A 23,521-nucleotide genomic window follows, 5' to 3' on the forward strand; every position below is an offset into this window, starting at 1 on the left:
TTGTCCGGAACGCGCGGGGTGGGACTGCGGTATGGATCGGGACGGCGAGGCGGCGTTCGCCGAGTTCGCGGCCGCCTGGAGCGACCTCGTCGGCGCGGTGGTCCGCGCCAAGGCGCGGGGCGCCCACAACGGTGAGCACGGCCTCACCATGGGCCAGGCCCTCGTCATGCACGCCATCTCCGGCCTGGAGCGCCCCACCGTCGGCGCCGTGGCCCACGCCCTGCACATCGCCTCGCCGTCGGCCACCCGCATGCTCCAGCAACTGGAGCGCAAGGGGGTGGTGGCCCGCCGCCGCTGCGCCGAGGACGAGCGCACCATCCTGGTCAGTGTCACCCCGCACGGCGAGGAGCTCCTCGCCGAGTGGCGCGCGCGGATGGCCGAGCGCCAGCGGCAGCTCTTCGACCGGATCGCCCCCGAACAGCGGCCGGTGCTCGTCGCGCTGCTGCACGACATGGGCGCGGTGATCGACGACCTCTGACCCGGGCCGCGCCGGGGAGCGCGGCCGCCACCGGGCGGCGGTAGGCGCCGCAGGCACCGGATGCCGGGGCCCCGCCGCCGCGACGGCGCGGGGGCCCACGGGGAGACCCGGACCGGCCGAGCGCCCGCGGCGCGGGTGCCGCCGTACCGGGCCGCGCCACGAGGACCGCGGCCGCCGTCGCGGCGCCGCACCCCGCCCGGCGCACGCGCGCGGTCCGCGGGCTCCGCCGCGCGCCGCCCGCGGCGTACCGGTGGCGCGGGTTTCGCCCCCCTCATCAGGGGGACCGCTTGGCCGGGACGGCGGCCGGAACCACCCACCTGCCCCTTCCTGCCGCGAACAGGCGGCCGTGAGTGTACGGCCGCCCGCCGCCCATGAGCGGGCACCGGGCGAGCCGTTCCGGGGCAGGCGGCGGCCGGGCTGGCAGGGCGCGTGGTCCGCTGGCGCAGGCACCACCGACACGCCCACCTCGTGCCGGTGGTGCCGGCCTCGCTGGCCGCCAGGAGCGCTGTCCGGGGTGCTGACCGCGGCCGCGGTGCTCTGATCAGCGCGGCCCGGCCCCCTGGCCGCTCCTCGGCGCGCTGGCGCAGCGGACAGCCGCGGGCGGGCGCGGAGCGCGCCGGTCTCTGCCGGGACGGCCGTTCGCCCGTACTGGGGCCCGTGCGCGCCGACCGCGCCTGGCCGGCCGCCGCCGCATGGTCGGCGCTCACGCGGGTCTCGAATCGGACGCCGGGCCTCCCGGCAAGGCGGATGTCCGGAACACGGCGGCCGGGCGTGCGTGACCGTCGGCGACCGGACCGGCGCGGGCGGCAAGCGGGCAGGTCACCGGGACTTCCCGGGTGGCACCGGGTGGCCTCCGTTACCAGTAATCTCGGTTTGCCCCGCTTCACCGTCCGGAGTGCGCCGGTTCTACGTGTCCCACCACGGCAGCGCGTCGTTGACCCGGACCGCGCGGGTGCACCTGGGCAGGGGGAAAGCAGGGCCCCATGACCAGGGGCGCGACAGAACGGCGGCGTCCACGGGACCGGAACGCACTCGGGCCGGGGAAGGGGCTGGTACATGACGTGGGCCATCGCGGTGGCCGTCGCGGGGGCGCTGGCCTTCGCCGCGGGGGCCGCGCTCCAGCAGCGCGCGGCCGTGCACGTGTCGCCCGGGGCCGGTCAGGTCGGCATGCTCGTCCGGCTGTCCCGCGACCCGGTGTGGCTGGCCGGGACCGTGCTCAGCGGCTGCGGCCTCGCCGGGCACATGCTGGCCCTCGCACACGCCCCGCTCATGATCGTGCAGCCGGTCAACGTCAGCGGCCTGCTGTTCGCGGTGCTGATCTCGGCGCTCGTCCACCGCCGCAGACCGCGGGCCGCGCAGATCTGGGGGGCGGCGGCGATCACCGTCGGGCTCGTCGCCCTGCTGTGCGTGCTGCCCATGCCGGCGGAGGATCCCCGGTTGGACGGCGGGGAGCCGGTCGGACTACCGCTCATCGCGCTGGCCGTCATGCTGGCCTGCGTGTGGCTCTCCAGGTACACCAGCGGCGCCGCGCGGGCGCTGGCCCTCGCGGTCGCGGGCGGCGTGGGGTACGCGGTGCTGTCGGCACTGGCCCGCGTGATCGGCGTGGGGGCCCTGGACCATCCGGCCGGCGTGCTGCGCCCGCTCACCCTGGTGGCCGTCGTGGTGGGGCTGCTCGGCGCGCTCATCATCCAGAACGCCTACCGGACCGAGCACTTCACGCTGGCCTACGCCACGCTGCTGATCTGCGACCCGCTTGCCTCGGTGGTCATCGGCGTGCTCTGCCTCGGCGAACCGCTGCCGAGCCATCCGGGTGCGGCCACCGTCGCGGCGCTGGCCGGCCTGCTCATCGCCGTCGGCACGGCCGTGCTGGCCCGCCACTCCCGGCCGCACGGCGCACTGCCCGCGACGGCACCGGCGCCCGACGAGCGACCGCACGGCACTCCCGATCCCGCTCCCGCCGACCCCGACCCACGCGACCAGGAACCCGCACGGTCCTGAACCGGACCGCCGGCGGGATGTCCGGACCCCGCGGCGGCCCGCCCCGCGAGCACACCGGGGAGGCGGCACCGGCGCCCGCGGCAGGCCTGCGGGCGCGCGGCCGGCACGCTGTCCGCACCGTGTCCGGCGTCGCGCAGGGGCGCCGGGGGGAGAGCGGCCGGCGGCCGACCGGGGGCACCGCGGAGAGCCGGCGGCATCGACCACCAGCCGGCAGACGACCTTCCCGGGAACCCTCTGGTACCGCGTGGGCACGGCCGAACGAGCCGATCCCCCTCCGGCCACGCCGCCACGGTCCGGTGCCATGCCCCGGGCGCGGCGACGCGGCGCCGATCACGCGACCGCGCGGCCCCCGTCCGCGATCGACCAGGCGGGGCGCGCACGCGGGCCGGACCGGGGCACGCGGACCCCGGCAGGGCCGGACGCGGCCCCCAGGGCGGGATCGGAAACCTCGATGGGCCTGACCATCGCCCGTACCGCCGGGTGGCCGCGTTCCTCCCGGGGACGCCGGCGGAACCCTCGTCTCGCTCTCGGCTACCGGGGCGCAGCGCGGCCGGGCGAGGGCGCGACCACCGATGCGGCGCGGCCGCGATGCCAGGCCTTCACCGGCCAGCTGTCACCGGTCAGCCGTTCTCCGTGCCGCCGCCGCTGATACCCGTGCTCTCGGCCGGGGCGGCGGGCCCGCTCGTCCACATTCCGGCGGACCCGTTCGCCCGGGGCGCTCGCGGCGTGGAACACGACGGCCCGCGCCGTCCTGCTGCAGGCGGCCGGCGCGGTGGACGCGATCGTCGCCGGCTCCCCGCCCCTGGAAGCAGCGGGCCCGTGGGGCTCACCGCGGCCGTGCGGTACACCTGCCGGCTCCCGGCGCGCCGCGCACGGTCCGCGCTCCTGGCCCGGCCCTTCCCCGGCTCCGCGCCACCCGCCGCCCGGTGACCGGACGGCCCCGGCGGTGGAAGGGGCGGCGCCGCGCGGTCCCTCCGGCGCGCGGGCCGCCTCCTGGCGGCACCTCGCGCGAGCGGTTCCGGGCGGCTGAGGCGAAGGGCAGGGCCCTCCCCGCGGCCGGGACCCACCGCCGGCGTCGTCGGACGGCACGAGAGGCGGCCGCGAACCGGAGCCGCTCTCGGACCGGTGCGGCCGGCCGCCGGCGCACAGCACCCCGGGTGGCGACCGTGCAGTGGGAAGGTTCGCACGGGCGCCACCCGGGGCGGTTCCGGGCGGGGCGCCGCCGTCTCGGCGGTCCCCGGAGCGGTCCTCGTCTGGAGTTGTGGATGGGACGCACCCGGCCCCCAGTCCCCCCAGATGGGGACCGGGTGCGGGTCGGTCATCCGCCGATGCTGTCGGCGGACTGGGTGGAGAGGGTCACGTCGGTCTCGTGGGTCCGGCCGTCCCGCTGGTAGGTGACGGTGACCGTGTCGCCCGGTTGGTGGGAGCGTACCGCGGCGATGAGGACGTCGGCGTCGGACACCCGCCGGTCGTCGATCTTGGTGACGACGTCGCCCGGCTGGAGCCCGGCGTCGTCCGCCGCGCCGCCGGAGGAGACCCGGACGATCCCCGCGCCCGGCTCGCCGTCGCCGCCGCCGGCCGAGGTGATGGTCGCGTCGATCGCCGCGTAATCGGCCCGGCCGTCCTCGATCAGCTGCTCGGCGATCGGGCGGGCCTGGTTGATCGGGATGGCGAAGCCGAGGCCGATCGACCCCGACTCGCCAGCGCCGGCACCCGTGGTCGCGATGGCCGTGTTGATGCCGATGACCTCGCCGGACATGTTCATCAGCGGACCGCCCGAGTTGCCCGGGTTGATGGGGGCGTCGGTCTGGATGGCGTTGATGACCGTGGAGGTCTGCGTCGACGTCGGTCCCGAGGAGCCGTCCCCCTGGCCGGGGAACCCGAACGGCAGCTGCTGCTGCGGCTGCTCCTCCTGGGTGGTCCCGGTGTTGACGGGGCGGTCCACCGCGCTGACCACGCCGGACGTCACCGTCCCGGAGAGCCCGAGCGGTGAGCCGATCGCGACCACGTCCGCGCCCACCTCGACCTTGTCGGAGTCGCCGAACGCGGCCGGGGTGAGGTCGTCCCGTCCGTCGACCTTGATCACCGCCAGGTCCGACACCGGGTCGGCGCCGAGCACGCGGGCGGCGGCCTCGCTGCCGTCGTTGAACTGGACCTTGAGGCCGTCGTCGGCCGCGCCGGCGACCACGTGGTTGTTGGTGAGGATCTGGCCGTCGGCGCTGATGACGACGCCGCTGCCGCCGCTCCCGGTGCTCGTGCTGATGGACACCACGCTGGGCAGCGTCTTGGCGGCCACCGTGCTCACCGAGCCGCTGGAGACGGAGCCGGACGGCTGCGCGGTCAGTGAGCTGGCCGCGGACCCCTCGTTGTGGGACAGCACCCGCGTCGTGACGACCGCCGCGGTCGGCCCGACGACCAGGCTGGTGACGAGCGCGGTCGCACCGGCGACCACCAGCATCCGCTTCTGGCCCGGACGCCCGCGGCCCGGTCGCGGCGGGCCCGCGGCGAACGCGCCGTGGGGGTGGAAGGGCGGCCCGCCGTAGCCGCCGCCGGCGTGCCCGCCGGCGGGGTGACCGCCGAACCCGTACGGGTCCGTCGGCTGCTCCGCCGAAGGCGCCGCGGCGAACGCCGCCGCCTCCCCCGGCGCGCCGGCGGGGTGGCTCCCGGCCGCGGCCGGGTGGCCGGCGGGGTCGTCCGGGTGACGGCCGTACGGCCCGGGTTCCCGGTACGGGGCGGCGGCCGGACCGCTCCAAGCGGCCGCCGCCGGGGCCGCGTCCCACTCGGCCCGCGGCCGCTCGGCGCGGGGGCGGCCGAACAGCCGCCGCCAGCGCGGCGGGCGGTTCGCGACCGAGGACCGGTGCGGCTGCCCGGCGGCCGGCGGCTGCTGCGCCGCCGCGGCTGCCTGGCCGCCGAGGACCGGGGGGAGCACGGCCGTCTCGTCGGCGGCTCCCGGTCCGGGCTCCGGCCGGGGGCCGTCCTCGGCCGCGCCGTGGTCGGAGGCGAAGGCACCGGTGCGGTCGGCGTCGGCGCCGGAGGGGGACGGCGGTCCGGCCGGCGCGGGGTCGGCACCGGCCGGACCGCTCCGCCGGTCGCCGGCGCGGTCGCCGCCCAGGCCCTCGCTGGAAGCGCCGCTGGTGGGGTCGGATGCGCTCATGTGCTCCTCCGGACGGGGCTCGGGTTCCGGTGGGCGGCGGCTCCGGTCCGGGAGTCCCGCCCTCGGCGGAGAAGGTCGCCGCCGATATCTCGTGGTTCGCCAACAAGACTCGGCGCGGAAGGTTAGAGTGCGGTGAGACGGCGGATAGGCCGGGTTTCGAGTGGAAGGAGACGCTTGTCGGCCGGTCCGCGACGATGACACGCCCTACCGGCGTCCGGGCCCCCGCGCCCGTCTGACGAGGACGACGCGACCTCCTCGACCACCTTCCCCGCCGGTCGCGCGGCCGGGAGAGGCGTCCGGCCGGAACCGGCCGGACCGCCCACGTACGGGGGACGTCCGTCCGACCGCCGCCACGGCCGCGGCCCCCTCTCCACCGACGCGGAGCTCCCGCGAGCCGCCCTGACCCCCATCCGGCGCGTCGCCCGCGTTCCGGCCGCGACGTGCCGCACCATTGAGCCGTGCCGCCCCACGCCTCTCACACGAACCCACCGCGTGGCCGCCCACTAACCCAAGTCCGCAGGCCACGCGGTGTCCAGTCAGGGTAGCCCCCCGGCCCGCGCGCCGGAGCCGGGGGTCGGCGCGCGGCCTCCGGCGGCCCGGCCGGACTCACCCCGCCGGTCAGCGGCCGAGGGGAGCGCCGACGGCCGGCAGGACCGCCTGGTCGACGATGGCGGTGATCGTGTCGTCGTCCGGTGGAACGCCGGTGTCGGTGAAGTACTTGATCACCAGCGCCTCGCCGATGTCCGCCACCACGGGGGTCACCAGCGCCCCGTCGATGGCGCCGCAGGCGGCGTAGTGCCGCAGGACCGTACGGGTGAAGCGCCCGCCGCGCGGCTCGAAGACGCGCTCGAACAGCGCTTCCGCCAACCCCGGATGCCGGTCGCGCTCGGTCATGATGGCGGCCACCGCGCGCGCCTGCGGGCTGCCCATCCAGCCGACCATCTGCCGCAGCGCCTCGATGAGGTCCCCGCGCAGGTCGTCGCTCGCGGGGGAGGGCACCTCCTGCGGGAAGGCGTCGCGCAGCGCGTCCAGCAGTAGGTCGTGCGGCGAGGTCCAGCGCCGGTACAGCGAGGTTTTGGCGGCCCCCGCGCGGCGGGCGATGCCCTCCATCGTCATGCGTCCGAGGCCCACCTCCAGTACCTCCGCGATGGCCGCGTCATGGATGGCGGCCACCAGGGCCGCCCCCCGGCGCCGTCTGCCCGCGGGGCGCGTTTCCGCCGCCTCGTCGTCCATATGGATCTGATCCCCTTCTTAGATACGGAAGCGTTGCTTATATCGGGTCATTGGGATACGCTCGCGTATCTAACGGCAGCGTAGTGCGCCCTTTGCCGGTGATGCGTTCGAGCCCACTCCTGCCGGCATGTCCCGTCATGTTCACCCCCATTCCGGACAGAAGGCGAGACCCCGTGTCCACTTCGTTCACCGCAGCGGGGCCGGCCGCCCCCGACGCCGCGCGAGCGCCCCGCCGCTCTCTCGCCCCCGACCTGGCCCGCGGCCTGATGCTGCTGGTCATCGCGCTCGTCCACGCGCACATGTTCGTGGCCGTCGCCCCGCCCCTCAGCACGGGTTATCCGTCGGAGGGCACCGTCCTCGACCGCACCGCCGCCGCCGTGCTCACCCTGCTGGCCGACGGCCGCGGCTACCCGATGTTCGCCGCGCTGTTCGGCTACGGGCTCGCGCGGATCCTCGCCCGGCAGGAGGCCCGCGGCCGCGGCTGGCCGGCGGCCCGCCGGCTGCTGCGCAGGCGCGCCTGGTGGCTGCTCGCATTCGGCGCCTGCCACGCGCTGCTGCTGTTCGGCGGCGACATCCTCGGCCCCTACGGCCTGCTCGCGCTGCTGCTCGTGGGGCTGCTGCGCCTCTCGGACCGGGCGCTGCTGTGGACCGCCGCCGCCTGCGCCGCTGTGCTGCCGGTGCTGTACAACATCGCCTACACCTCCCTCATGATGGCGACGGGGTCCGCCGCGTCGGGCGCGGGAACGACCGACCCCCTGACCGACGCGGGACTGCGGATCGCGACCTGGCCGATCACCAGCCTGATGTTCGCGGTCGCGGCCGCCGCCCCGTTCCTCGTCGGCATGTGGGCCGGCCGGCACCGGCTGCTGGACCACCCCGAGCGCCACGTCACCCTGCTGCGCCGCGCGACCGCCGTCGGCATCTCCGCCGCCGTGCTCGGCGGTCTGCCGCTCGCGGCTGTCAACGCGCTGGTGTGGGAGGACCCGTCCACCACCGCGCTCATAGCGGTGAACACCCTGCACAGCGTCTCGGGGTACCTGGGCGGATTCGGCTACGCCGCGCTGATCGGCCTGCTGGCCGCGCGGTTCGCCGACCGGCGTGGCCCGGTCGTCACCGCCCTGGCCGCCTGCGGGGAGCGCTCCATGACCTGCTACCTGCTGCAGTCCGTGGCCTGGATGGTGCTCTTCACGCCCTACTACCTGGGGGTGGGCGAGCACGTCGGCGTCGCGCTGTCCGTCGCGGTCGCGGTCGCCGTCTGGCTGACCGGGATCGCGGTGGCGGAGGTGCTGCGCCGGGCCGGCCGGCGCGGTCCGGCCGAGGCCCTGCTGCGGCGGCTCGCCTACGGTCGGCCGGCCGCCGCGGCCCGCTAGGCCGCTGCCGCCGGATCGGTGCTGGTCAGCGGTGGTCGGCGGTCGGCCACCGCTCGACCGGCGCGCCGATCAGCCGGCCGCGGTGCCCTCCCCGGTCTCGGCCGGAAGGCCGGGGTCCTGGCCCCAGGCGCTCCACGAACCGGGGTACAGCCGGGCGCCGGCGAACCCCGCCAGCTCCAGGGCGAGCAGGTCGTGGCAGGCGGTGACCCCGGAGCCGCAGTACGCGGTGACCGTGGCGGCCCCCGCCGCTCCGAGCCCGGCGAAGCGCTCGCGCAGCCGCTCCGGCGGCGCGAACCGGCCGTCCGGCCCCAGGTTGTCCTGCCAGAACGCGCTGCGCGCGCTCGGGATGTGGCCGGGACGCGCGTCGACCGGCGCGGGCTGGGCGCCGGTGAACCGGCCGTGCGTGCGGGCGTCGAGCAGCAGCTGGCCGTCGTCGCCGGTCGCGGCGAGGACGGCCGCGGTGTCGACCACCCGGTCGGCCGGCCACGCGACCGGGGTCCGCGGCCGGGGCGAGGGTGCCACCGGGCCGCTCGGCAGGTCACCCGGCCAGGCCTGGATACCGCCGTCGAGCAGCGCGGCCGGCGAGCCGAGCACGCGCAGCATCCACACCAGGCGGGCCGCGACCGACCCTCCGGCGTCGTCGTAGGCGACCACGGGCGTGCCGTCCCCGATCCCGAGCGCGCCGGCGGCCACGGCGAACGCCTCCGGGGTCGGCAGCGGGTGGCGGCCGCCCTCTGGGCTAGCGGGGGCGGCGAGATCGGTGTCGACGTCCACGAACACCGCGCCCGGCAGGTGCCCGCCGAGGTAGGCGTCGCGGCCGGACCGTCCGTCCAGGTACCAGCGCACGTCGGCGACCAGCACCTCGTCGAGATGGTCGGCCAGCCAGTCGGCGCTGACGACGACGGGGAGGCGGGACGGCTCATCCGGCTGCGGCATGGCCGCAGGATACAACGCGGATCCCCGACCGACCGGGGCGGCTGACCGAGGCGACCGATCGGGGCGACCGGCCTGGGGCCGGCCGCGCGGCGGCGGATGGCGCGTTTGCGCATTCCATACCAGCTCTGTACCCGACATTTCCGGGCGCCGGGCCGGACGGCCGGTGCGCGCTTCCTAGGGTCCCTACCGACGCCGCCCGGCGTCTGGGAAGCGACGGTCGATGCCATGAGCGAGGGCACGCCGACCGGGCCGGAGCGCGTCCAGCCGGCCGTACTCGGCAGGTTCGCCTCGTCCGCCCTCGTCCTGGCGGTGGCGGCGATCCTCGTGGTGCACACGGACGGGGACATGGACCCCGTGAACCAGGTGGTGAGCTCCTTCGCCTTCTCCCGGTACGGGGTGCTGGTCGGGCCGGCCATCGCGGCGCTGAGCGTCGCATCGGCGGCGGTCTTCGCGGCCCTGCGGATGCGCTACGGGCCACTGGGCGGCCTCACCTGGACCCTGGCCGGCGTCTGGTGCGCGGGACTGCTGGTCGCGGCCTTCGTCCCCACGGACCCGACCGGGCACCCGGGCCTGTCGGTCGGCGGCGAGATCCACCGCTGGGCGACGCTGGGCAGCTTCTGCTGCCTGCCGGTGGCGTCGCTGCACCTGGCGTCCCGGCTCTCCGCGGTGAACCCGGCGGCCCCGGCCGCGGCGCTGCGCCGGCTCGCCCTGGCCAGCCTGGCCATGCTCGGGGTGATGCTGGTGATCACGCTGTACTGCCACCGCGCCGGGATCGGCATGGCGCAGCGGGCCATGCTGGTCACCGAGGTGGGCATCATCGCGGTCCTGCTCCGCAGCGCGGCCTCGCGGACCCGCCGGGGGCGCGCCGGACCCCCGGGTCAGGCCGTCCGCTGCGCCGCGCGGTCCAGCCGGCCGACGCGCCGCAGCCAGAGCAGGCCGAGTACGGGCAGCACCAGCGGGATGAAGAGGTAGCCGCTGCCGTAGCGCGACCACACCGTGTCGTCGGGGAACGCGGCCGGGTCGAACACGCTGAGGGAGCCGACCACCAGCACCCCGGCCAGCTCCACGGCGCACGACACCATGGCCACCCGGTGCGAGGTGCGGCCGGTGCGCGCGATCCCCACGGCGGCGACGAGGTAGACGAGGCCGGCCAGCGCCGAGAGCAGGTAGGCGAGCGGGGCCTCGTCGAACCTGGTGAGGATCTGCACGGCGGCGCGCGCGGTGGCCGCGAGGGCGAACACCGCGTACACCGCGACCAGCACCCGGCCGGGACCGCTGCGGCTGGCCGGTGCGGAGGCGGACGGGGGCGCGGACTCAGAGGACACTCGGATCCCAGATCTGTTCGAGCCGGACCATCATCACCGGCAGGATGAGACAGGCGAACGCGATCACCGCCGGGCCCCACCGGCTGCGCTCCATGAACCCCCACACGGCGCACGCCGGCGGGATGAGCACCACGGTGGCGAGGTAGCCGACGAAGGTGATCGTCTCGGCGGGCCGCTCCCCGCCGACCATCAGCACCGTCGACACCACCGCTTGCCCGATCAGCAGCAGCTCCAGCACCGCGATGGCGACGAGGTGCGGCACCACCATCGGCTGGTCGCGCACGGTGGAGACCAGGCACCACACGGCGAGGGCCAGCGACGCGATCTCGATGGTCGTGGTCAGTCCGTCAACCACGCGTGCCTCCGGGCATCGTGCGGTACCTCCAAGGTCCGCTCGGCAGTCATTACTACGCAATGTAGTACGCGGTGCGGGCCATCGAAAATCCGGCCGGTCGAACGCGGGGCTCCCGCGCGGCCGCGCCCCCGGCGCCGGGCCGTGGTGCCGTCCGGGTCCCTTCGGCCGCCGCCGATACCCGGTCCGGACCCCGGGCGCCGAGGAAGATCGCTGGTCTGCCGCGGGTAAAGACACGGCAACTCCGCGGTTCGCTCACCCGCGGCCGCCGGCCGTTCCGGCAGAGTTACGGAGGGTCATCGGGTGATCGCTCAGCACGCTTTGATGGCCACACGCATCGATAACCGTTGACGAGAAAGGCTGTCCTATGCGCGCCATGAAGAAGATCGCGACCGTTGGTGTGGTCAGCGCTGCCATGTTCGGCTTCGGGGCGGGCCCCGCGCTCGCGACCGGGCACGACAGGCACCACGAGAAGGAGCTGGAGATCGTCGCGCAGTGTCTCCAGAACCAGGAGAACGGCCCCGCGGTGATCAACGTCGGCCTGATCCTGAACCTGCTCTCGCAGTGCACCGCGGACAACGACTAGCGACCGCACCCGGTTCCCGGCCGTGAGCCCGCCCCGTCGCGTTCGGACGACGGGGCGGGCTTCGACGGTCACACCAGCGAGTAGACCGCCATCCCCAGACCGCCTCCCACCAGGCCGCCGATCACCGGACCGACGACCGGGATCCAGGCGTAGCCCCAGTCGGAGCCGCCCTTCCCGGCGATGGGCAGCAGCTGGTGCATGATGCGGGGGCCGAGGTCGCGCGCCGGGTTGATGGCGTACCCGGTCGGCCCGCCCAGCGAGAGCCCGATGCCCACCACGAGCAGGGCGACGATGAGCACCCCGGTGCCCGACACCGCCAGCCCGGTGTTCTGGCCCGTCGCCACGATCACGAACACCAGCGCGAAGGTGCCGATGATCTCGGTGAGCAGGTTCTGCACGGGGTTGCGGACCTCGGGCGCGGTGGAGAACACGCCGAGGAACGGCCCCTCGGAGGCGCGGAACTGGCCGAGGTAGGCGAGCCAGACCAGCGTCGCGCCGAGCATGGCGCCGAGGAACTGCCCGGCGAAGTAGACCGGGACCAGCGGCCAGTCCCCGCTCTCCAGCGCCAGCCCGAGCGTGACCGCCGGGTTGAGGTGCCCGCCCGACAGCGGCAGCGCCAGGTAGGCGCCGGCCATGACGCCGAACCCCCAGCCGAACGCGATGGCCACCCAGCCGGCGTTCTTCGCCTTGGAGCGGTTCAGGGTGACCGCGGCGCACACCCCGCCGCCGAACAGGACGAGTATCGCCGTCCCGAACAACTCCCCGACGAAGATCGATGCCGGTGTCATGAGGGCCTCCGATCGGCATGGCGTAACAGGACCGAAATACCGTTCGCATACCCCTCCGGAACCCGGACTATGACGATTCGCTGAAACGTGTTTCAGAAATCCGCCGGATGTCCGGTCCCGCGGGCCCGCCGCCGCGGCCGAATTGCCCCGTGCGGCGCGCTCGCGCTAGCATCCTCGAATCGTTCTGGCGGCGACTCCACTTCGCGCGCTGAGGATCGGCACGAACCGGGGGAGCCCGGGGCGGGACCCACGCACCCGCCGCCGGCTGTCCGATCCCGCCGAAAGACAAGGCTGCCGTTCCATGGCCGAACCCTCCGCCGCCCCCGAACCCGACGTCGAGATCCGCGCCGAGCGGGCGCACCTGGCCGCCGCCCGTGCCGCGCTGCGCGACATGCGCGCCAACGTCCTCGGTACCGAGACCGCGCTCGGCGACATCGTCGGCGACAAGTACACCAACGAGGTGCTCCGGCGTGCCCGCGCCCGGCGGGCCGAGGAGCTGGTCGACCTCCCCGACGTTCCACTGTTCTTCGGCCGCCTCGACTTCGAGCCCGGCACCGTCTTCGACTCCGATCCCGCGGCGGGTCCGCCCGCCGGCCCGGACGGCGACCGCGTGCACATCGGGCGCCGGCACGTCCACGACGCCGCCGGCACGCCGCTGGTGCTGGACTGGCGGGCCCCGATCTCGGTCGCGTTCTACCGCGCCACCCCCGACGACCCCATGGGCGTGCGCTCCCGCCGCCGCTACGGCTTCGACGCCCGCGCCGAACTCACCGCCTACGAGGACGAGTCCCTGACCTCGGCGGGGGAGGGGCCCGCCGAGGGCGGCGCACTGCTGGCGGCCGAGATCGAACGCCCCCGCTCCGGCCCCATGCGCGACATCGTCGCCACCATCCAGCCCGAGCAGGACGACCTCGTCCGCGCCCCCCTGGAGCACACCCTGTGCGTCCAGGGCGCCCCCGGCACCGGCAAGACCGCCGTCGGCCTGCACCGCATCGCCTACCTCCTCTACCACCAGCGCAAGCGGCTGTCCCGGTCGGGTGTGGCCATCATCGGTCCCAACCGCTCCTTCCTCGCCTACATCCGCAACGTCCTGCCCGCTCTCGGCGAGGTCGACGTCACCCAGACCACCGTCGAGGACCTCCTCGGCCACGCCGAGGTGCGCGCCACCGACACCCCCGCCGCCGCCCGCGTCAAGGGCGACGCCCGCATGGCCGAGGTGCTCCGCCGCGACCTGTGGTCGCTGCCCGCACCGCCCGCCGAGCCCCTCGTCGTGCAGCGCGGATCCCGCCGCTGGCGGCTGTACCCCGACGAACTCGGCCACCTGCTCACCGAGCTGCGGACCCGGGGCGTCGCCTACGGCTCGGGGCGCGACCTGCTCGCCCACCGCATCGCCCACGCTGTCCTGTCCCGCATGGAAGCGGCCGGCGAAACCTGTGACGACCGCACCCACAACCAGGTCCGCCGCGACCGCGCCGTACGCGCGGCCGTCAACGCCGCCTGGCCCAAGGCCGATCCGGTGCGCCTGGTGTTCGGCCTGCTCACCGACCCCGAACGCCTCGCCCGCGCCGCCGAGGGCTTGCTCACCCCCGACGAGCAGGCCGCGATCCTGCTGCCCGGCCGGCCCCGCGGCCCCAAGTCCGCGCGCTGGTCCACCGCCGACCTCGCCCTCATCGACGAGGCCGCCGGCCTGATCGAGCGCCCCGCCGGCTTCGGCCACATCGTGCTGGACGAGGCCCAGGACCTCACCCCCATGCAGGCCCGCGCCATCGCCCGCCGCGCGGGCACCGGCTCGCTGACCGTGCTCGGCGACATCGCCCAGACCACCGTCTCCGCCGCGCCCGCCGACTGGACGGCCCTGCTCGCCCACCTCGGCCGGCCCGAGGCCCGCCTCGCGGTCCTGGACCGGGGCTTCCGGGTGCCCGCCCAGATCATCGACTTCGCCGCCCGCCTGCTGCCGGTGATCGCGCCGGGACTGGGCGCCCCCACCGCCGTGCGCCGGACCGCCGGCGCGCTGCGCGTCACCGCGACCGAACCGCACCGCCACCTCGACGCGGTGACCGACGCCTGCGCGCGGGCGCTGCGCGGCCAGGGCTCGGTCGGCCTGATCGCCGCCGACAGCGACCTGCCCGGCCTGCACGGCGAACTCACCCGGGCCGGGCTGGCCCCCTCGCTCCTGGGCGAGGACCCCGACGCCCTGGAGGGCGCCCGCCTGGTCTGCGTGCCGGCGTCCCTGGCCAAGGGCCTGGAGTTCGACGCCGTGGTCGCGGTCGAACCCGCCCGCATCGCCGCGGCCGAGGAGCGCGGCCTGCACCGCCTCTACGTCGTCCTCACCCGCGCGGTGTCCACGCTGCACGTGGTGCACACCCAGCCCCTCCCCGAACCCCTGCGCGCCGGATGACGGCCGCGCGGGCGGGCGCTTGACCCTCCCGCCGTGTGAGGCCCTGTACTCGGAGGTGCCATGTTCACCATCGGAGACTTCGCCAAGCACGGGCGGGTGTCGGTCCGCATGCTGCGGCACTACGACGCCATCGGGCTGCTGCGCCCCGCCCGCGTGGACCCCGCCACCGGCTACCGCTACTACGAGGCCGGCCAGCTCGCCCGCCTGAACCGCGTCATCGCGCTGAAGGACCTCGGATTCACGCTGCGGCAGGTGCGGTCGATCCTCGGCGACCGCGTGAGCGCGGAGGAGCTGCGCGGGATGCTTCGGCTGCGGCGGGCCGAGCTGGAGACCGCCGTCGCCGACACGTCGGCGCGGCTCGCCCGGGTCGAGGCGCGGCTCCGGACACTCGAAAGCGAGGGAGCGATGTCCGCCGACGACATCGTCGTCAAGACCGTCCCGCCCGTCCGGCTCGCGGAGCTGACCGGGAGCGCCGCGAGCTACGAGCCGCAGGACATCGGGCCGGTCGTCGGCCCGCTGTTCGAGGAGCTGTGCCGCCGGCTGGAGGCAGCCGGCGTGCCGCCGGCCGGTCCGGCCCTCGCGCGCTACGCGGACGCCCCCGGCGGGGCGGTCACCGTGCACGCGGGGATGCCGGTCGCGGCGCACGTCGGCCATGTGCCGGGCGCGGAGGTCGTCGAGCTGCCCGCGGTGGAGCGCGTCGCCGCCGTCGTGCACCGCGGAACGATGGCCGACGTCCTCCCCACGGCCCAGGCCCTGGCCAGGTGGATCGACGCCAACGGCTACCGCTCCACGGGGTACGCCCGCGAGGTCACGATCGCCGCCCCGGAGGACCCCGCCCAATGGGTCACCGAGCTCCAGGAGCCCGTTGCCGAGGCGGCCGGATGACCGCCTCCGCTCCGCCGCCGGACCGCGACGAGGGGCTCCCCGCGGCGCGCTACGTCGGCTCCGGCCCCTACTGCTACGCCGACTCCCTGGCGATGGTGCTCGGCGCCGAGGCCCCGCCGCCCGGGGTCGTCGAGACGCTGACCGGCTCGCCGTTCGGCGTCCAGGTGGCCCCCGACTCCCTCCCGTACTTCGACCCGCACGGCTGGGACCCCGAGATCGGCCTGGACACCGCGATCGCCCTGCTCGGCTGGCGCTGCCGGCCCGACGCCGGCGGGACCCCGGAGGAGGCCGTGGCCCGCCTGCGGGCGGCCTGCGCCCGGGGCCCCGTCCTCGCCGGACCCGTGGACCTGGGGCTGCTGCGCTACCGGCCCGGCGCCGAGGCCGAGGAGGGGGGCGACCACTACCTCGTCGTCCTCGGAGTCGAGGACGGCACCGTGCTGCTGCACGATCCGCACGGCCACCCCTACGCCACCCTGCCCACGGCGACGTTCACGGCGGCGTGGCGGGCCGAGGCGGTCTACTACACCGACCGGCCGTTCGTGCTGCGCAGCGGCTTCGTCCGCGAGCACCGCGTCACCGGGGCCGAGGCGCTGCGGCGCTCGCTCCCCCTGGCGGCCCGGTGGCTGGCCGGCCGCGCGGAGCCCTCCACCGCCCCGGGAACGCTCGGCGGGGCCGACGCCGTCGAGGAGCTGGCCGCCCGGGTACGGCGCGGACTCGACCCGGTCGTCCGCGCCCACCTGGCGGCGTTCGCGGTCCGGGTCGGGGCGCGCAGGCTCGCCGACGCGGCGCGGTGCCTGGCCGGACTGGACCTGCCCCGCGCCGCGGCTGTCGCTGACAAGCAGGCCCGGATCGTGGGCGGCCTGCAGTACCCCGCCGCCGTCGGCGACGACCGGGAGCTGGCGGCGGGGCTGCGCCGGCTGGCCCCCACCTACGAGCGGCTGCGCGGGGAGCTGGCCGCGGCCGCGGCGGCCGCGGGGCACCCCTGACCCCGCCCGACCGCCGGACCCCGACGGCCGCACCCCCTCTGGTAGCGTTCCCGGTATGCAGCGTGCCGCCATGACGACGACGCCGGAGAGTGTCCCGGCGCGCTGACAGCTGTCCTTCGAAGCCCCGGGGCGAGTGCCCCGGGGCTTCGCCGTGCGGCCACTCGCCCGATGACCGAGTGGAGACCGCCGTGCACGACCACCGCCGGCTCGGCCGCGAGCTCGAGCTGTTCGACACCGACCCGCTGATCGGCGCGGGACTGCCGTACTGGCTGCCCGACGGCGCCATCGTGCGGCACGCCCTGGAGGAGTACGTCCGCGATGCCGAGCGGCGGGCGGGCTACCGCCACGTGTCCTCCCCGGTGCTCGGCAAACGGGAGCTGTACGAGCTCTCCGGGCACTGGTCGCACTACCGCGACGACATGTTCCCCGCGATGGACCTGGGCGGCGAGCAGGTCGTGCTGCGGCCCAGCCTGTGCCCGCACCACGCGCTCATCTACCGGTCCCGCCCGCACAGCCACCGCGAGCTGCCGCTGCGCATGGCTGAGCTGGGCGGCATGTACCGCGCGGAGCTCTCGGGGGTGCTCGGCGGGCTGACCCGGGTCCGGGCCATCCAGCTCAACGACGCGCACATCTTCTGCACCCTGGACCAGGTCGCCGACGAGGTGCTCGGCGCCCTGGAGATGATCCGCCGGGCCTACCGGGCGCTCGGCATCAGCGCGACCCGCCACCGGCTCTCGCTGCCGGGACCGGGCGGCAAGTACGTCGCCGCCCCCGAGATGTGGCGGCGCTCCACCGCGCTGCTCGCCGAGGCGCTCGACCGCTCCGGACTGCCCTACGAGGCGGCCGAGGGGGAGGCCGCGTTCTACGGCCCGAAGATCGACGTCCAGATCACCGACGGGGCCGGCCGGGAGTCGACCCTGTCCACCGTCCAGGTGGACTTCCACCAGCCCGAGCGGTTCGATCTGCGCTACGTCGGCGCGGACGGCGCCAAGCACCGGCCGGTCATGGTGCACCGCAGCGTCATCGGCAGCGTCGAGCGGGCCGTCGCGCACCTCCTCGAACAGCACGGCGGCGCCTTCCCCGCCTGGCTCGCCCCCACCCAGCTGGTCGTCCTCCCGGTCTCCGAGGCCGAGTCGGCGTGCGCCGCCGAGCTCGTCCGGCGCTGCCTCGACCTCGGGCTGCGCGCCGAGGTCGCCGAGCCGGAGCGCGGCAGCCTGGGGGCCCGCGTCCGCCGGGCCCGCCTCGTCCCCTACCAGGCCGTCGTCGGCGCCCGGGAGGCCGCCGACGGCAGCGTGGCCCTGCGCCTACGCGACGGGCGGCGCCTCGCCCCGCTGCCCGTCGGCGACGTCCTCGCCCGCGTCGGCGCGCTCGTCGCCGCCCGCACCACCGACCTGTGGGAGGAGCGGGCGGCGTAGCCGGGCGGCCCGCCGGGCTCAGCCGGCGGTCCGCCCGGGTGCGGGGGCGTGCCACAGGGTCGGAAGCCCGCCCGCCGCGAGCAGCCACACCGCGACCGCGGACACCTGCACGCGCTGCGCCGCGCCGAGGCCCGGGACCGGTTCGCCGGCGCCCGCGACGAGGAACAGCAGGAACGCCGCGAGCGCCGCCGCCTCGACGGCCAGCACCGCCCACAGCACCGCGGACGGCCGGCCGGCCCGGCCAGCGGCGAGTGCCGTCGCCGCGGTGCCGACCAGCGCCGCGGCGCCGGCGGCGGCGCTGCTGTAGGTGTGCGCCGCGGTGAACTCGTGTGCGCGGTCCAGTACCGCGCATCGGGCGCTCACCGAGACCGCGCAGTCCATCGGCGCGGCGGCGTCCACCACCGTCGCGACGCCGAAGGCCAGCAGCGCCAGGCCGGCGAGGCGGGGCAGGCGCCCCGGCGCGCCGGCCGCCAGGCAGGCCGCGCCCGCGGCGGCTGCCAGCGCGCCGGCCACCAGGTCGCCGACGCCGAAGAACCCGGCGTAGGGGCGGTCCCGTGCGGCCAGCTCGCTCACGAAGCTCGACGCCGGGTCGAGGCCGGTGGGCAGCACGAACTCCAGCGTCCACAGGCTGTAGACCGGCGCCGCGAGCAGCGCGGCGATCCGGCCGGCCCACCGGAGCGCGGCCGTGAACGACGGGTTCACCGCGCCCCCGGGCGGACCAGCGGGAACGGCAGGGTGTCGCGGATGGACCGCCCGGTCACCAGCATCACCAACCGGTCGACGCCGAGGCCGAGCCCGCCCGTGGGCGGCATGGCGTACTCCAGCGCCCGCAGGAAGTCCTCGTCCAACTCCATCGCCTCGGGGTCGCCGGCGGCCGCGGCCAGCGACTGGGCCGCCAGCCGGCGGCGCTGCTCCACCGGGTCGACCAGTTCCGAGTAGGCGGTGCCGATCTCCATGCCGAAGGCGACCAGGTCCCACTTCTCGGCGATCCGGGGGTCGTCGCGGTGCGGGCGGGTCAGCGGGCAGACGTCGGACGGGAAGTCGGTGTAGAAGGTCGGCAGTGTGGTGCGCTCCTCCACGAGCCGCTCGTAGAGGTCCACCAGCACCGCGCCGCGGCCGCCCCCGGAGCGGACCGGGACACCCGCGCGCCCGGCGAGCGCGCGCAGCTCCTCCTCCGGGGTGTCGGCGGTGACCTCGCGGCCCACCGCCGCCGAGACCGCGTCGTTCACGGCGACCACCGGCCAGTCGCCGCCGATGCCGACGTCGCGCACGGTGCCGTCGGCCAGGCGCCGGCGGAGCACCGGCGCGCCGTGCGCCGCCGTCGCCGCCCGGCGGACGAGTTCCTGGGCGAGGGCGCGCATGTCGTGGTAGTCGGCGTAGGCCTGGTAGGCCTCCAGCATCGTGAACTCGGGGTTGTGCCGCGCGGAGGCCCCCTCGTTGCGGAACGCGCGGCCGAGCTCGAACACCCTCTCGACCCCGCCCACGCACAGCCGCTTGAGGAACAGCTCCGGCGCGATGCGCAGGTACAGGTCCATGTCGTAGGCGTTGATGTGCGTGCGAAAGGGGCGCGCGTGCGCACCGCCGTGCACCGGTTGCAGGATCGGGGTCTCGACCTCGACGAACCCGCGCCCGACCAGCGTGCGCCGCAGGCTGAGCGTGACCGCGCCGCGCACCCGCAGCGCCTCGCGCGCCTCCGGGTTCACCACCAGGTCGAGGTAGCGCCGCCGGACCCGGGCCTCCGGATCGGTCAGGCCGTGCCGCTTGTCCGGCAGCGGGCGCAGGCACTTGGCGGTGAGCCGCCAACCGGTGGCCGCCACCGACGGCTCGCCGGCCCGGCTGGCCGCCAGGGTGCCGCACACCCCCACGTGGTCGCCGAGGTCCACCTCGGCCCGCCAGCGGCGCAGCGCCGCTGCTCCGGCCCCGGTCTCGGTCAGCATCACCTGGAGGTCGCCGCTCCAGTCGCGCAGCGTCGCGAAGCAGATCCCCCCGTGGTCGCGGACCAGCACCACCCGGCCGGCCACGGCGACCGGTTCGGCGGTGACGGTGCCGGGCGGCAGGCCGGCGGCGCGCGCCCGCGCGCCGGCGCAGCCGTCGGTCTTCGGGAAGCCGGGCGGATAGGGGTCCCGGCCGTCCGCGCGGACGGCGTCCAGCTTGGCCAGCCGCACCCGGGTCTGCTCGGAGGCCGCCCGTGCGCCGGGGGGCCGCGCGGGGCCGCCGGCCCGCTCGGCCGCCGACGGGCCGGGGACCACGGCCGGCGGCGCCGGCGAGGGGAGGGGACGGCGGTCCGCCGCCGCCCCCCGCAGCAGCCGCGGCGCGGTCACGAACCCCTCGGCGATGCCCGACGCCAGCGCCACCCGCGCCAGGTCCCGGGCGTCGCCGAAGCACAGGAAACGCGGGATCCACTCCGGGCGGTACTTGACGTTCGACCGGTACAGCGCCTCCAGCTGCCACCAGCGCGACAGGAACAGCAGCAGCCCACGCCACGCGCGCAGCACCGGTCCGGCGCCGATCCTGGCGCCCTCCTCGAACGCGGAGCGGAACACGGCGAAGTTCAGCGACACGCGGTCGACCCCGAGCCCGGGCGCGGCCCGCACCAGCTCGACGACCATGAACTCCATGAGCCCGTTGTCGCAGGCGCGGTCCCGCCGCATCACGTCGAGGGACAGGCCGTGCCGCCCCCACGGCACGAACGACAGCACCGCCGCCAGCCGCCCCCGCGCGTCCCGCGCCTCCGCCAGCACGCAGGCGCCGTCGGCGGGGTCGCCGAGCCGCCCGAGCGCCATCGAGAAGCCGCGCTCGGTCTCGGTGTCCCGCCAGGCCGCCGCGTGCTCGACGATGCCGGCCATCTCCGCCGGGTCGATCCCGGCGTGCCGCCGGACCCGCACGGTGTAGCCCGCGCGCGCCACCCGGTGCACCGCCTGGCGGACCACCCGCATGGAGCGCCCCTCCAGGGAGAAGGCGGGCACGTGCAGGACGGCCTCGTCGCCGAGCTGCAGCACGCGCAGCCCGGCGCGCGCGTAGGCGCGGGCGCCCTCCTCCGAGGCGCCCATGACGGCGGGACGCCAGGCGTGCGCCGCGCCCTCGTCCAGCCAGGCCCGCACCGCGCCGCCCCACGCCTCCGGGTCCCCGATCGGGTCGCCGCTGGCCAGGCTCACCCCGGCCACCACGCGGTAGGTGACCGCCGCCTTGCGGCTGGGGGAGAAGCACGCGGACTTGTCGCGGCGGGTCGCGAAGTAGCCGAGGGAGTCGCGCTCGCCCTGCCGGTCGAGCAGGGCGCGGAGCTCGGCCTCCTCGGCCGGTGTGATCTCCGCACGGGCGCGCTGCGACCGGAACAGCGCGATCACCGCGGCGAACAGCGCCAAGGCTCCGAACAGCCCCAGAGCGAGGTTCACGCCTCCCGGTGCCTCCCCGGCCCGCCCCACCGTGAGCCGGAACGCCCCGCCGAGGACCTTCTCGGCCGACCACAGCAGCCGGTCCCACCCGGGGGCGAGGGTTCCCGGGGCCAGGGACACCAGCCCCCAGCCGAGCAGGATCCCGGCGGCCAGCCCGCAGACGAGGACGAGCAGCGCCCGCCCGAACGAGAAGGGCTGCACCGCCGCCCGGAACTCGCGGCGGGCGGCGACGAGCAGCACCAGCAGCAGGACGGTGACCACCGTGTTGGGCACCGTCCACCACAGCGCCCAGTCCCGCAGGTGCTCCTCGGCGGGGTGGAGGGGGGCCACCACGATGCCGACCAGCGCGACGGTGTCGATCGCCGTCACGAGAAGGAGGTAGCCGAGCGCGACGGTGTAGGCGGGACGTTTGCGGGCGGCGAGCGCCCCGGCCAGCAGCGACAGGAAGACGGCGTAGGCCAGGTTCGCGGGGGCGGGGACGAAGACGATCTCCAGCAGGCGGGCGATCGGCTGGGTCAGCACCCGGAGCGGGTAGAAGACCGCGCGCAGCGCCGAGACCAGGGCGATCACGGCCAGCGCCCACGCGAGCACCGCCGGGACGCGGTGGCTGACGCGTGGCCAGAGCGCGGTCCGGGGCCGCTCGTCCCCGGTCGGGCGCGGTGTCCGCCGCCCCGGTGCGGTGGCGCGTGCCGTGGCGTTCACCTGTCTCCTCGTCGTCGCTGCCGGCCATCCGGTATGTACCCAGCTCAGGCGGTGCCTCCCGGGCCTCGCGGCGGGCGGGGCGGCCGCGGGCGGCGGGCCGTGACGAATCGGACAGGACGCGCGTGCCTGACACGTGGTGTGCCGGGTACCACCAGGATCGTCCGGATCGGATCCGGTCCCCCGGCCGGCTGGCGGAGCGGCCGCACCCGGCCCGCCGCGCCCGGCCGGGACCGGTGGGCGAGCGAGAGCGAGGCACATCGATGAACAGCACGTCGCCGACCCGCTGGATCATCGCGGGCGTGGACGGCTCCGACTCCAGCCGGTACGCGCTCGAATGGTCCGCCAACGAGGCGCGGCTGCGCGGCCTGGGGCTCCGGATCGTCACCGCGGTCCCGCCGCACGAGAAGGAGGGGCCGTTCAGCGAGTTCGTCGTCCGCGGCCGTACGGAGGAGGCGCCGCAGGCGGCCGACGCGCGGGCGCTGCTGGACTACGCGCGCGAGTGGATCACCCGGATCTACCCGGAGCTGGTGGTCGAGGCGCGCCTGGTCGAGCAACGGCCGGCCGAGGCGCTGCTCCAGGAGGCGGCCGAGCCCGACGCGGCGGCCGTGGTCCTGGGGTCGCGGGGCCTGGGCAGCTTCGCGTCGGCGTTCGTGGGATCGGTCGGCGTCGAGGTCTCGGCCCACGCGTCGATCCCGGTCGTGGTGCTGCCGAAGAAGCACGAGACCGCCCAGGGCGTCCGGGGGCGGATCGTCGTCGGGGTGGACGGTTCGGAGACCGGGCAGCGGGCGGCGCGGTTCGCGTTCGAGCAGGCGCGCATCCGCTCCGCCGAGCTCGTGGCGGTCAGCGCCTGGCAGCCCATCACCGCGTTCGCCTCGTCCATGGGGCCGGTGCCGGCCGAGGTCTTCGACGACGAGTCGGTGGCGGCGGCCGCCCGCACCACCCTGGACGAGGCGCTCGCGGAGCTGCGGTCCGCCTATCCGGACGTCAGCGTCCAGGCGCGCGCGGTCCGCGGCCACCCGGTCGTGGTGCTCCTGGAGGAGAGCACGCCGGCCGATCTCATCGTGGTGGGGTCGCGCGGGCGCGGCGGGTTCCGCGGGCTGCTGCTGGGCTCGGTCAGCCAGTCGGTCCTGCACGGCGCGCACGGGCCGGTCGCGGTCGTGCACTGAGGACCGGGCGCCGAGCCGGATGAGGGGACCGGACGCCCGCGGCGGCCGACCTGCGGCCGAGCCGGGCGTGCGGGAGCGGTCCTCCGGTGGTCCGGACCAGCGCGGAGCCCGCCCGGCCGAGGCCCCCGGCGCGGCTGCCCCTCCGCCCCCGCGCGGACCCGGGCCGGGCGGGGAGCCGTTCGCGCTCTCCGGTCACCCAGCGGTCACCACTCAGGCCCGGCCCCGGCTCGACCGGCGACGCCCGTGCGGGCCGCCACCCGGAGCCGCCGGCCGACCGACCCCCCGTGCCGCCAGGTCCCCGCTCGCGCGCGACGTCCCCGGCCGGGCGCTCTGAGTGGCCGCCCGCGGGTGTACCGG

The 23,521-nt window shown here is 76.3% G+C and carries 18 protein-coding genes; 10 read left to right on the forward strand and 8 right to left on the reverse strand.

The annotated features are described in order from the left end of the window. The first annotated feature begins 31 nt into the window (after positions 1 to 31). Positions 32 to 478 (forward strand): MarR family winged helix-turn-helix transcriptional regulator, encoded by a 447-nt coding sequence (locus DEF28_RS07475; RefSeq protein ID WP_114396788.1) that lies wholly within the window; start codon positions 32 to 34, stop codon positions 476 to 478. 1,056 nt (positions 479 to 1,534) lie between these two features. Next, positions 1,535 to 2,476: a DMT family transporter gene (locus DEF28_RS07480; protein ID WP_114396787.1), complete on the forward strand. Its 942-nt coding sequence runs from the start codon at positions 1,535 to 1,537 to the stop codon at positions 2,474 to 2,476. A 1,318-nt stretch (positions 2,477 to 3,794) separates the two neighbouring features. On the opposite strand, the gene DEF28_RS07485 is transcribed toward DEF28_RS07480, so the two are convergent. Both DEF28_RS07485 and DEF28_RS07490 read right to left on the reverse strand, forming a co-directional pair. Continuing rightward, positions 3,795 to 5,630, reverse strand: coding sequence for a S1C family serine protease (locus DEF28_RS07485; protein ID WP_114396786.1), 1,836 nt, complete (start codon positions 5,628 to 5,630; stop codon positions 3,795 to 3,797). Positions 5,631 to 6,248: 618 nt separating this feature from the next. Continuing rightward, positions 6,249 to 6,803, reverse strand: coding sequence for a TetR/AcrR family transcriptional regulator (locus DEF28_RS07490; protein ID WP_233515146.1), 555 nt, complete (start codon positions 6,801 to 6,803; stop codon positions 6,249 to 6,251). Positions 6,804 to 7,036: 233 nt separating this feature from the next. Here DEF28_RS07490 and DEF28_RS07495 point away from each other — a divergent pair, with 233 nt between their 5' ends. Further along, the gene (locus DEF28_RS07495) at positions 7,037 to 8,233 is read left to right on the forward strand and encodes a DUF418 domain-containing protein (RefSeq protein WP_233515147.1); all 1,197 of its coding nucleotides are present in this window, start codon (positions 7,037 to 7,039) and stop codon (positions 8,231 to 8,233) included. A 69-nt stretch (positions 8,234 to 8,302) separates the two neighbouring features. Here DEF28_RS07495 and DEF28_RS07500 read toward each other — a convergent pair whose 3' ends face one another. After that, positions 8,303 to 9,169 (reverse strand): sulfurtransferase, encoded by an 867-nt coding sequence (locus tag DEF28_RS07500; RefSeq protein ID WP_114396783.1) that lies wholly within the window; start codon positions 9,167 to 9,169, stop codon positions 8,303 to 8,305. Between the two features lie 225 nt (positions 9,170 to 9,394). Between DEF28_RS07500 and DEF28_RS07505 the strand changes: the two genes are divergently transcribed. After that, entirely contained in the window at positions 9,395 to 10,141 is a 747-nt protein-coding gene (locus DEF28_RS07505; protein WP_158562776.1) for a DUF998 domain-containing protein, read from the forward strand. On the opposite strand, the gene DEF28_RS07510 is transcribed toward DEF28_RS07505, so the two are convergent. Both DEF28_RS07510 and DEF28_RS07515 read right to left on the reverse strand, forming a co-directional pair. Further along, on the reverse strand, positions 10,048 to 10,494 hold the full coding sequence (locus DEF28_RS07510; protein WP_114396781.1) for a hypothetical protein: 447 nt from the start codon (positions 10,492 to 10,494) through the stop codon (positions 10,048 to 10,050). The genes DEF28_RS07505 and DEF28_RS07510 overlap by 94 nt on opposite strands. Continuing rightward, positions 10,484 to 10,849, reverse strand: coding sequence for a hypothetical protein (locus tag DEF28_RS07515; protein ID WP_114396780.1), 366 nt, complete (start codon positions 10,847 to 10,849; stop codon positions 10,484 to 10,486). The genes DEF28_RS07510 and DEF28_RS07515 overlap by 11 nt, the downstream gene beginning before the upstream one ends. Positions 10,850 to 11,222: 373 nt before the next feature. Between DEF28_RS07515 and DEF28_RS07520 the strand changes: the two genes are divergently transcribed. Further along, positions 11,223 to 11,432, forward strand: coding sequence for a hypothetical protein (locus DEF28_RS07520; RefSeq protein ID WP_147280072.1), 210 nt, complete (start codon positions 11,223 to 11,225; stop codon positions 11,430 to 11,432). 68 nt (positions 11,433 to 11,500) lie between these two features. Here DEF28_RS07520 and DEF28_RS07525 read toward each other — a convergent pair whose 3' ends face one another. Further along, entirely contained in the window at positions 11,501 to 12,220 is a 720-nt protein-coding gene (locus tag DEF28_RS07525; RefSeq protein WP_114396778.1) for an MIP/aquaporin family protein, read from the reverse strand. Between the two features lie 301 nt (positions 12,221 to 12,521). Here DEF28_RS07525 and DEF28_RS07530 point away from each other — a divergent pair, with 301 nt between their 5' ends. The 4 genes from DEF28_RS07530 (at position 12,522) to thrS (ending at position 17,904) form a co-directional block, all read left to right on the forward strand. Continuing rightward, positions 12,522 to 14,618, forward strand: coding sequence for a HelD family protein (locus tag DEF28_RS07530; RefSeq protein WP_114396777.1), 2,097 nt, complete (start codon positions 12,522 to 12,524; stop codon positions 14,616 to 14,618). Positions 14,619 to 14,678: 60 nt separating this feature from the next. Then, a complete protein-coding gene (locus tag DEF28_RS07535; RefSeq protein WP_114396776.1) occupies positions 14,679 to 15,503 on the forward strand; it encodes a MerR family transcriptional regulator in 825 nt (274 codons plus the stop codon). After that, on the forward strand, positions 15,500 to 16,489 hold the full coding sequence (locus DEF28_RS07540) for a hypothetical protein (RefSeq protein ID WP_114396775.1): 990 nt from the start codon (positions 15,500 to 15,502) through the stop codon (positions 16,487 to 16,489). Before DEF28_RS07535 ends, DEF28_RS07540 begins: the two co-directional genes overlap by 4 nt. A gap of 188 nt (positions 16,490 to 16,677) precedes the next feature. Continuing rightward, positions 16,678 to 17,904 carry a threonine--tRNA ligase gene (gene thrS, locus DEF28_RS07545; protein ID WP_114396804.1) on the forward strand — a complete coding sequence of 409 codons (1,227 nt, stop codon included), beginning with the start codon at positions 16,678 to 16,680 and terminating at the stop codon, positions 17,902 to 17,904. An 18-nt stretch (positions 17,905 to 17,922) separates the two neighbouring features. Here the strand turns inward: thrS and DEF28_RS07550 are convergent, their stop codons facing one another. Further along, on the reverse strand, positions 17,923 to 18,606 hold the full coding sequence (locus tag DEF28_RS07550) for a DUF998 domain-containing protein (RefSeq protein ID WP_114396774.1): 684 nt from the start codon (positions 18,604 to 18,606) through the stop codon (positions 17,923 to 17,925). Further along, positions 18,603 to 21,998: a bifunctional lysylphosphatidylglycerol synthetase/lysine--tRNA ligase LysX gene (gene lysX / locus DEF28_RS07555; protein WP_233515148.1), complete on the reverse strand. Its 3,396-nt coding sequence runs from the start codon at positions 21,996 to 21,998 to the stop codon at positions 18,603 to 18,605. Before lysX ends, DEF28_RS07550 begins: the two co-directional genes overlap by 4 nt. A gap of 260 nt (positions 21,999 to 22,258) precedes the next feature. Here lysX and DEF28_RS07560 point away from each other — a divergent pair, with 260 nt between their 5' ends. Continuing rightward, positions 22,259 to 23,164, forward strand: a complete 906-nt coding sequence (locus DEF28_RS07560; RefSeq protein ID WP_114396772.1) for a universal stress protein — start codon at positions 22,259 to 22,261, stop codon at positions 23,162 to 23,164. Positions 23,165 to 23,521 lie beyond the last annotated feature (357 nt).

The organism is Marinitenerispora sediminis, from assembly GCF_003336425.1.
Classification (GTDB): Bacteria; Actinomycetota; Actinomycetes; order Streptosporangiales; family Streptosporangiaceae; genus Marinitenerispora; species Marinitenerispora sediminis.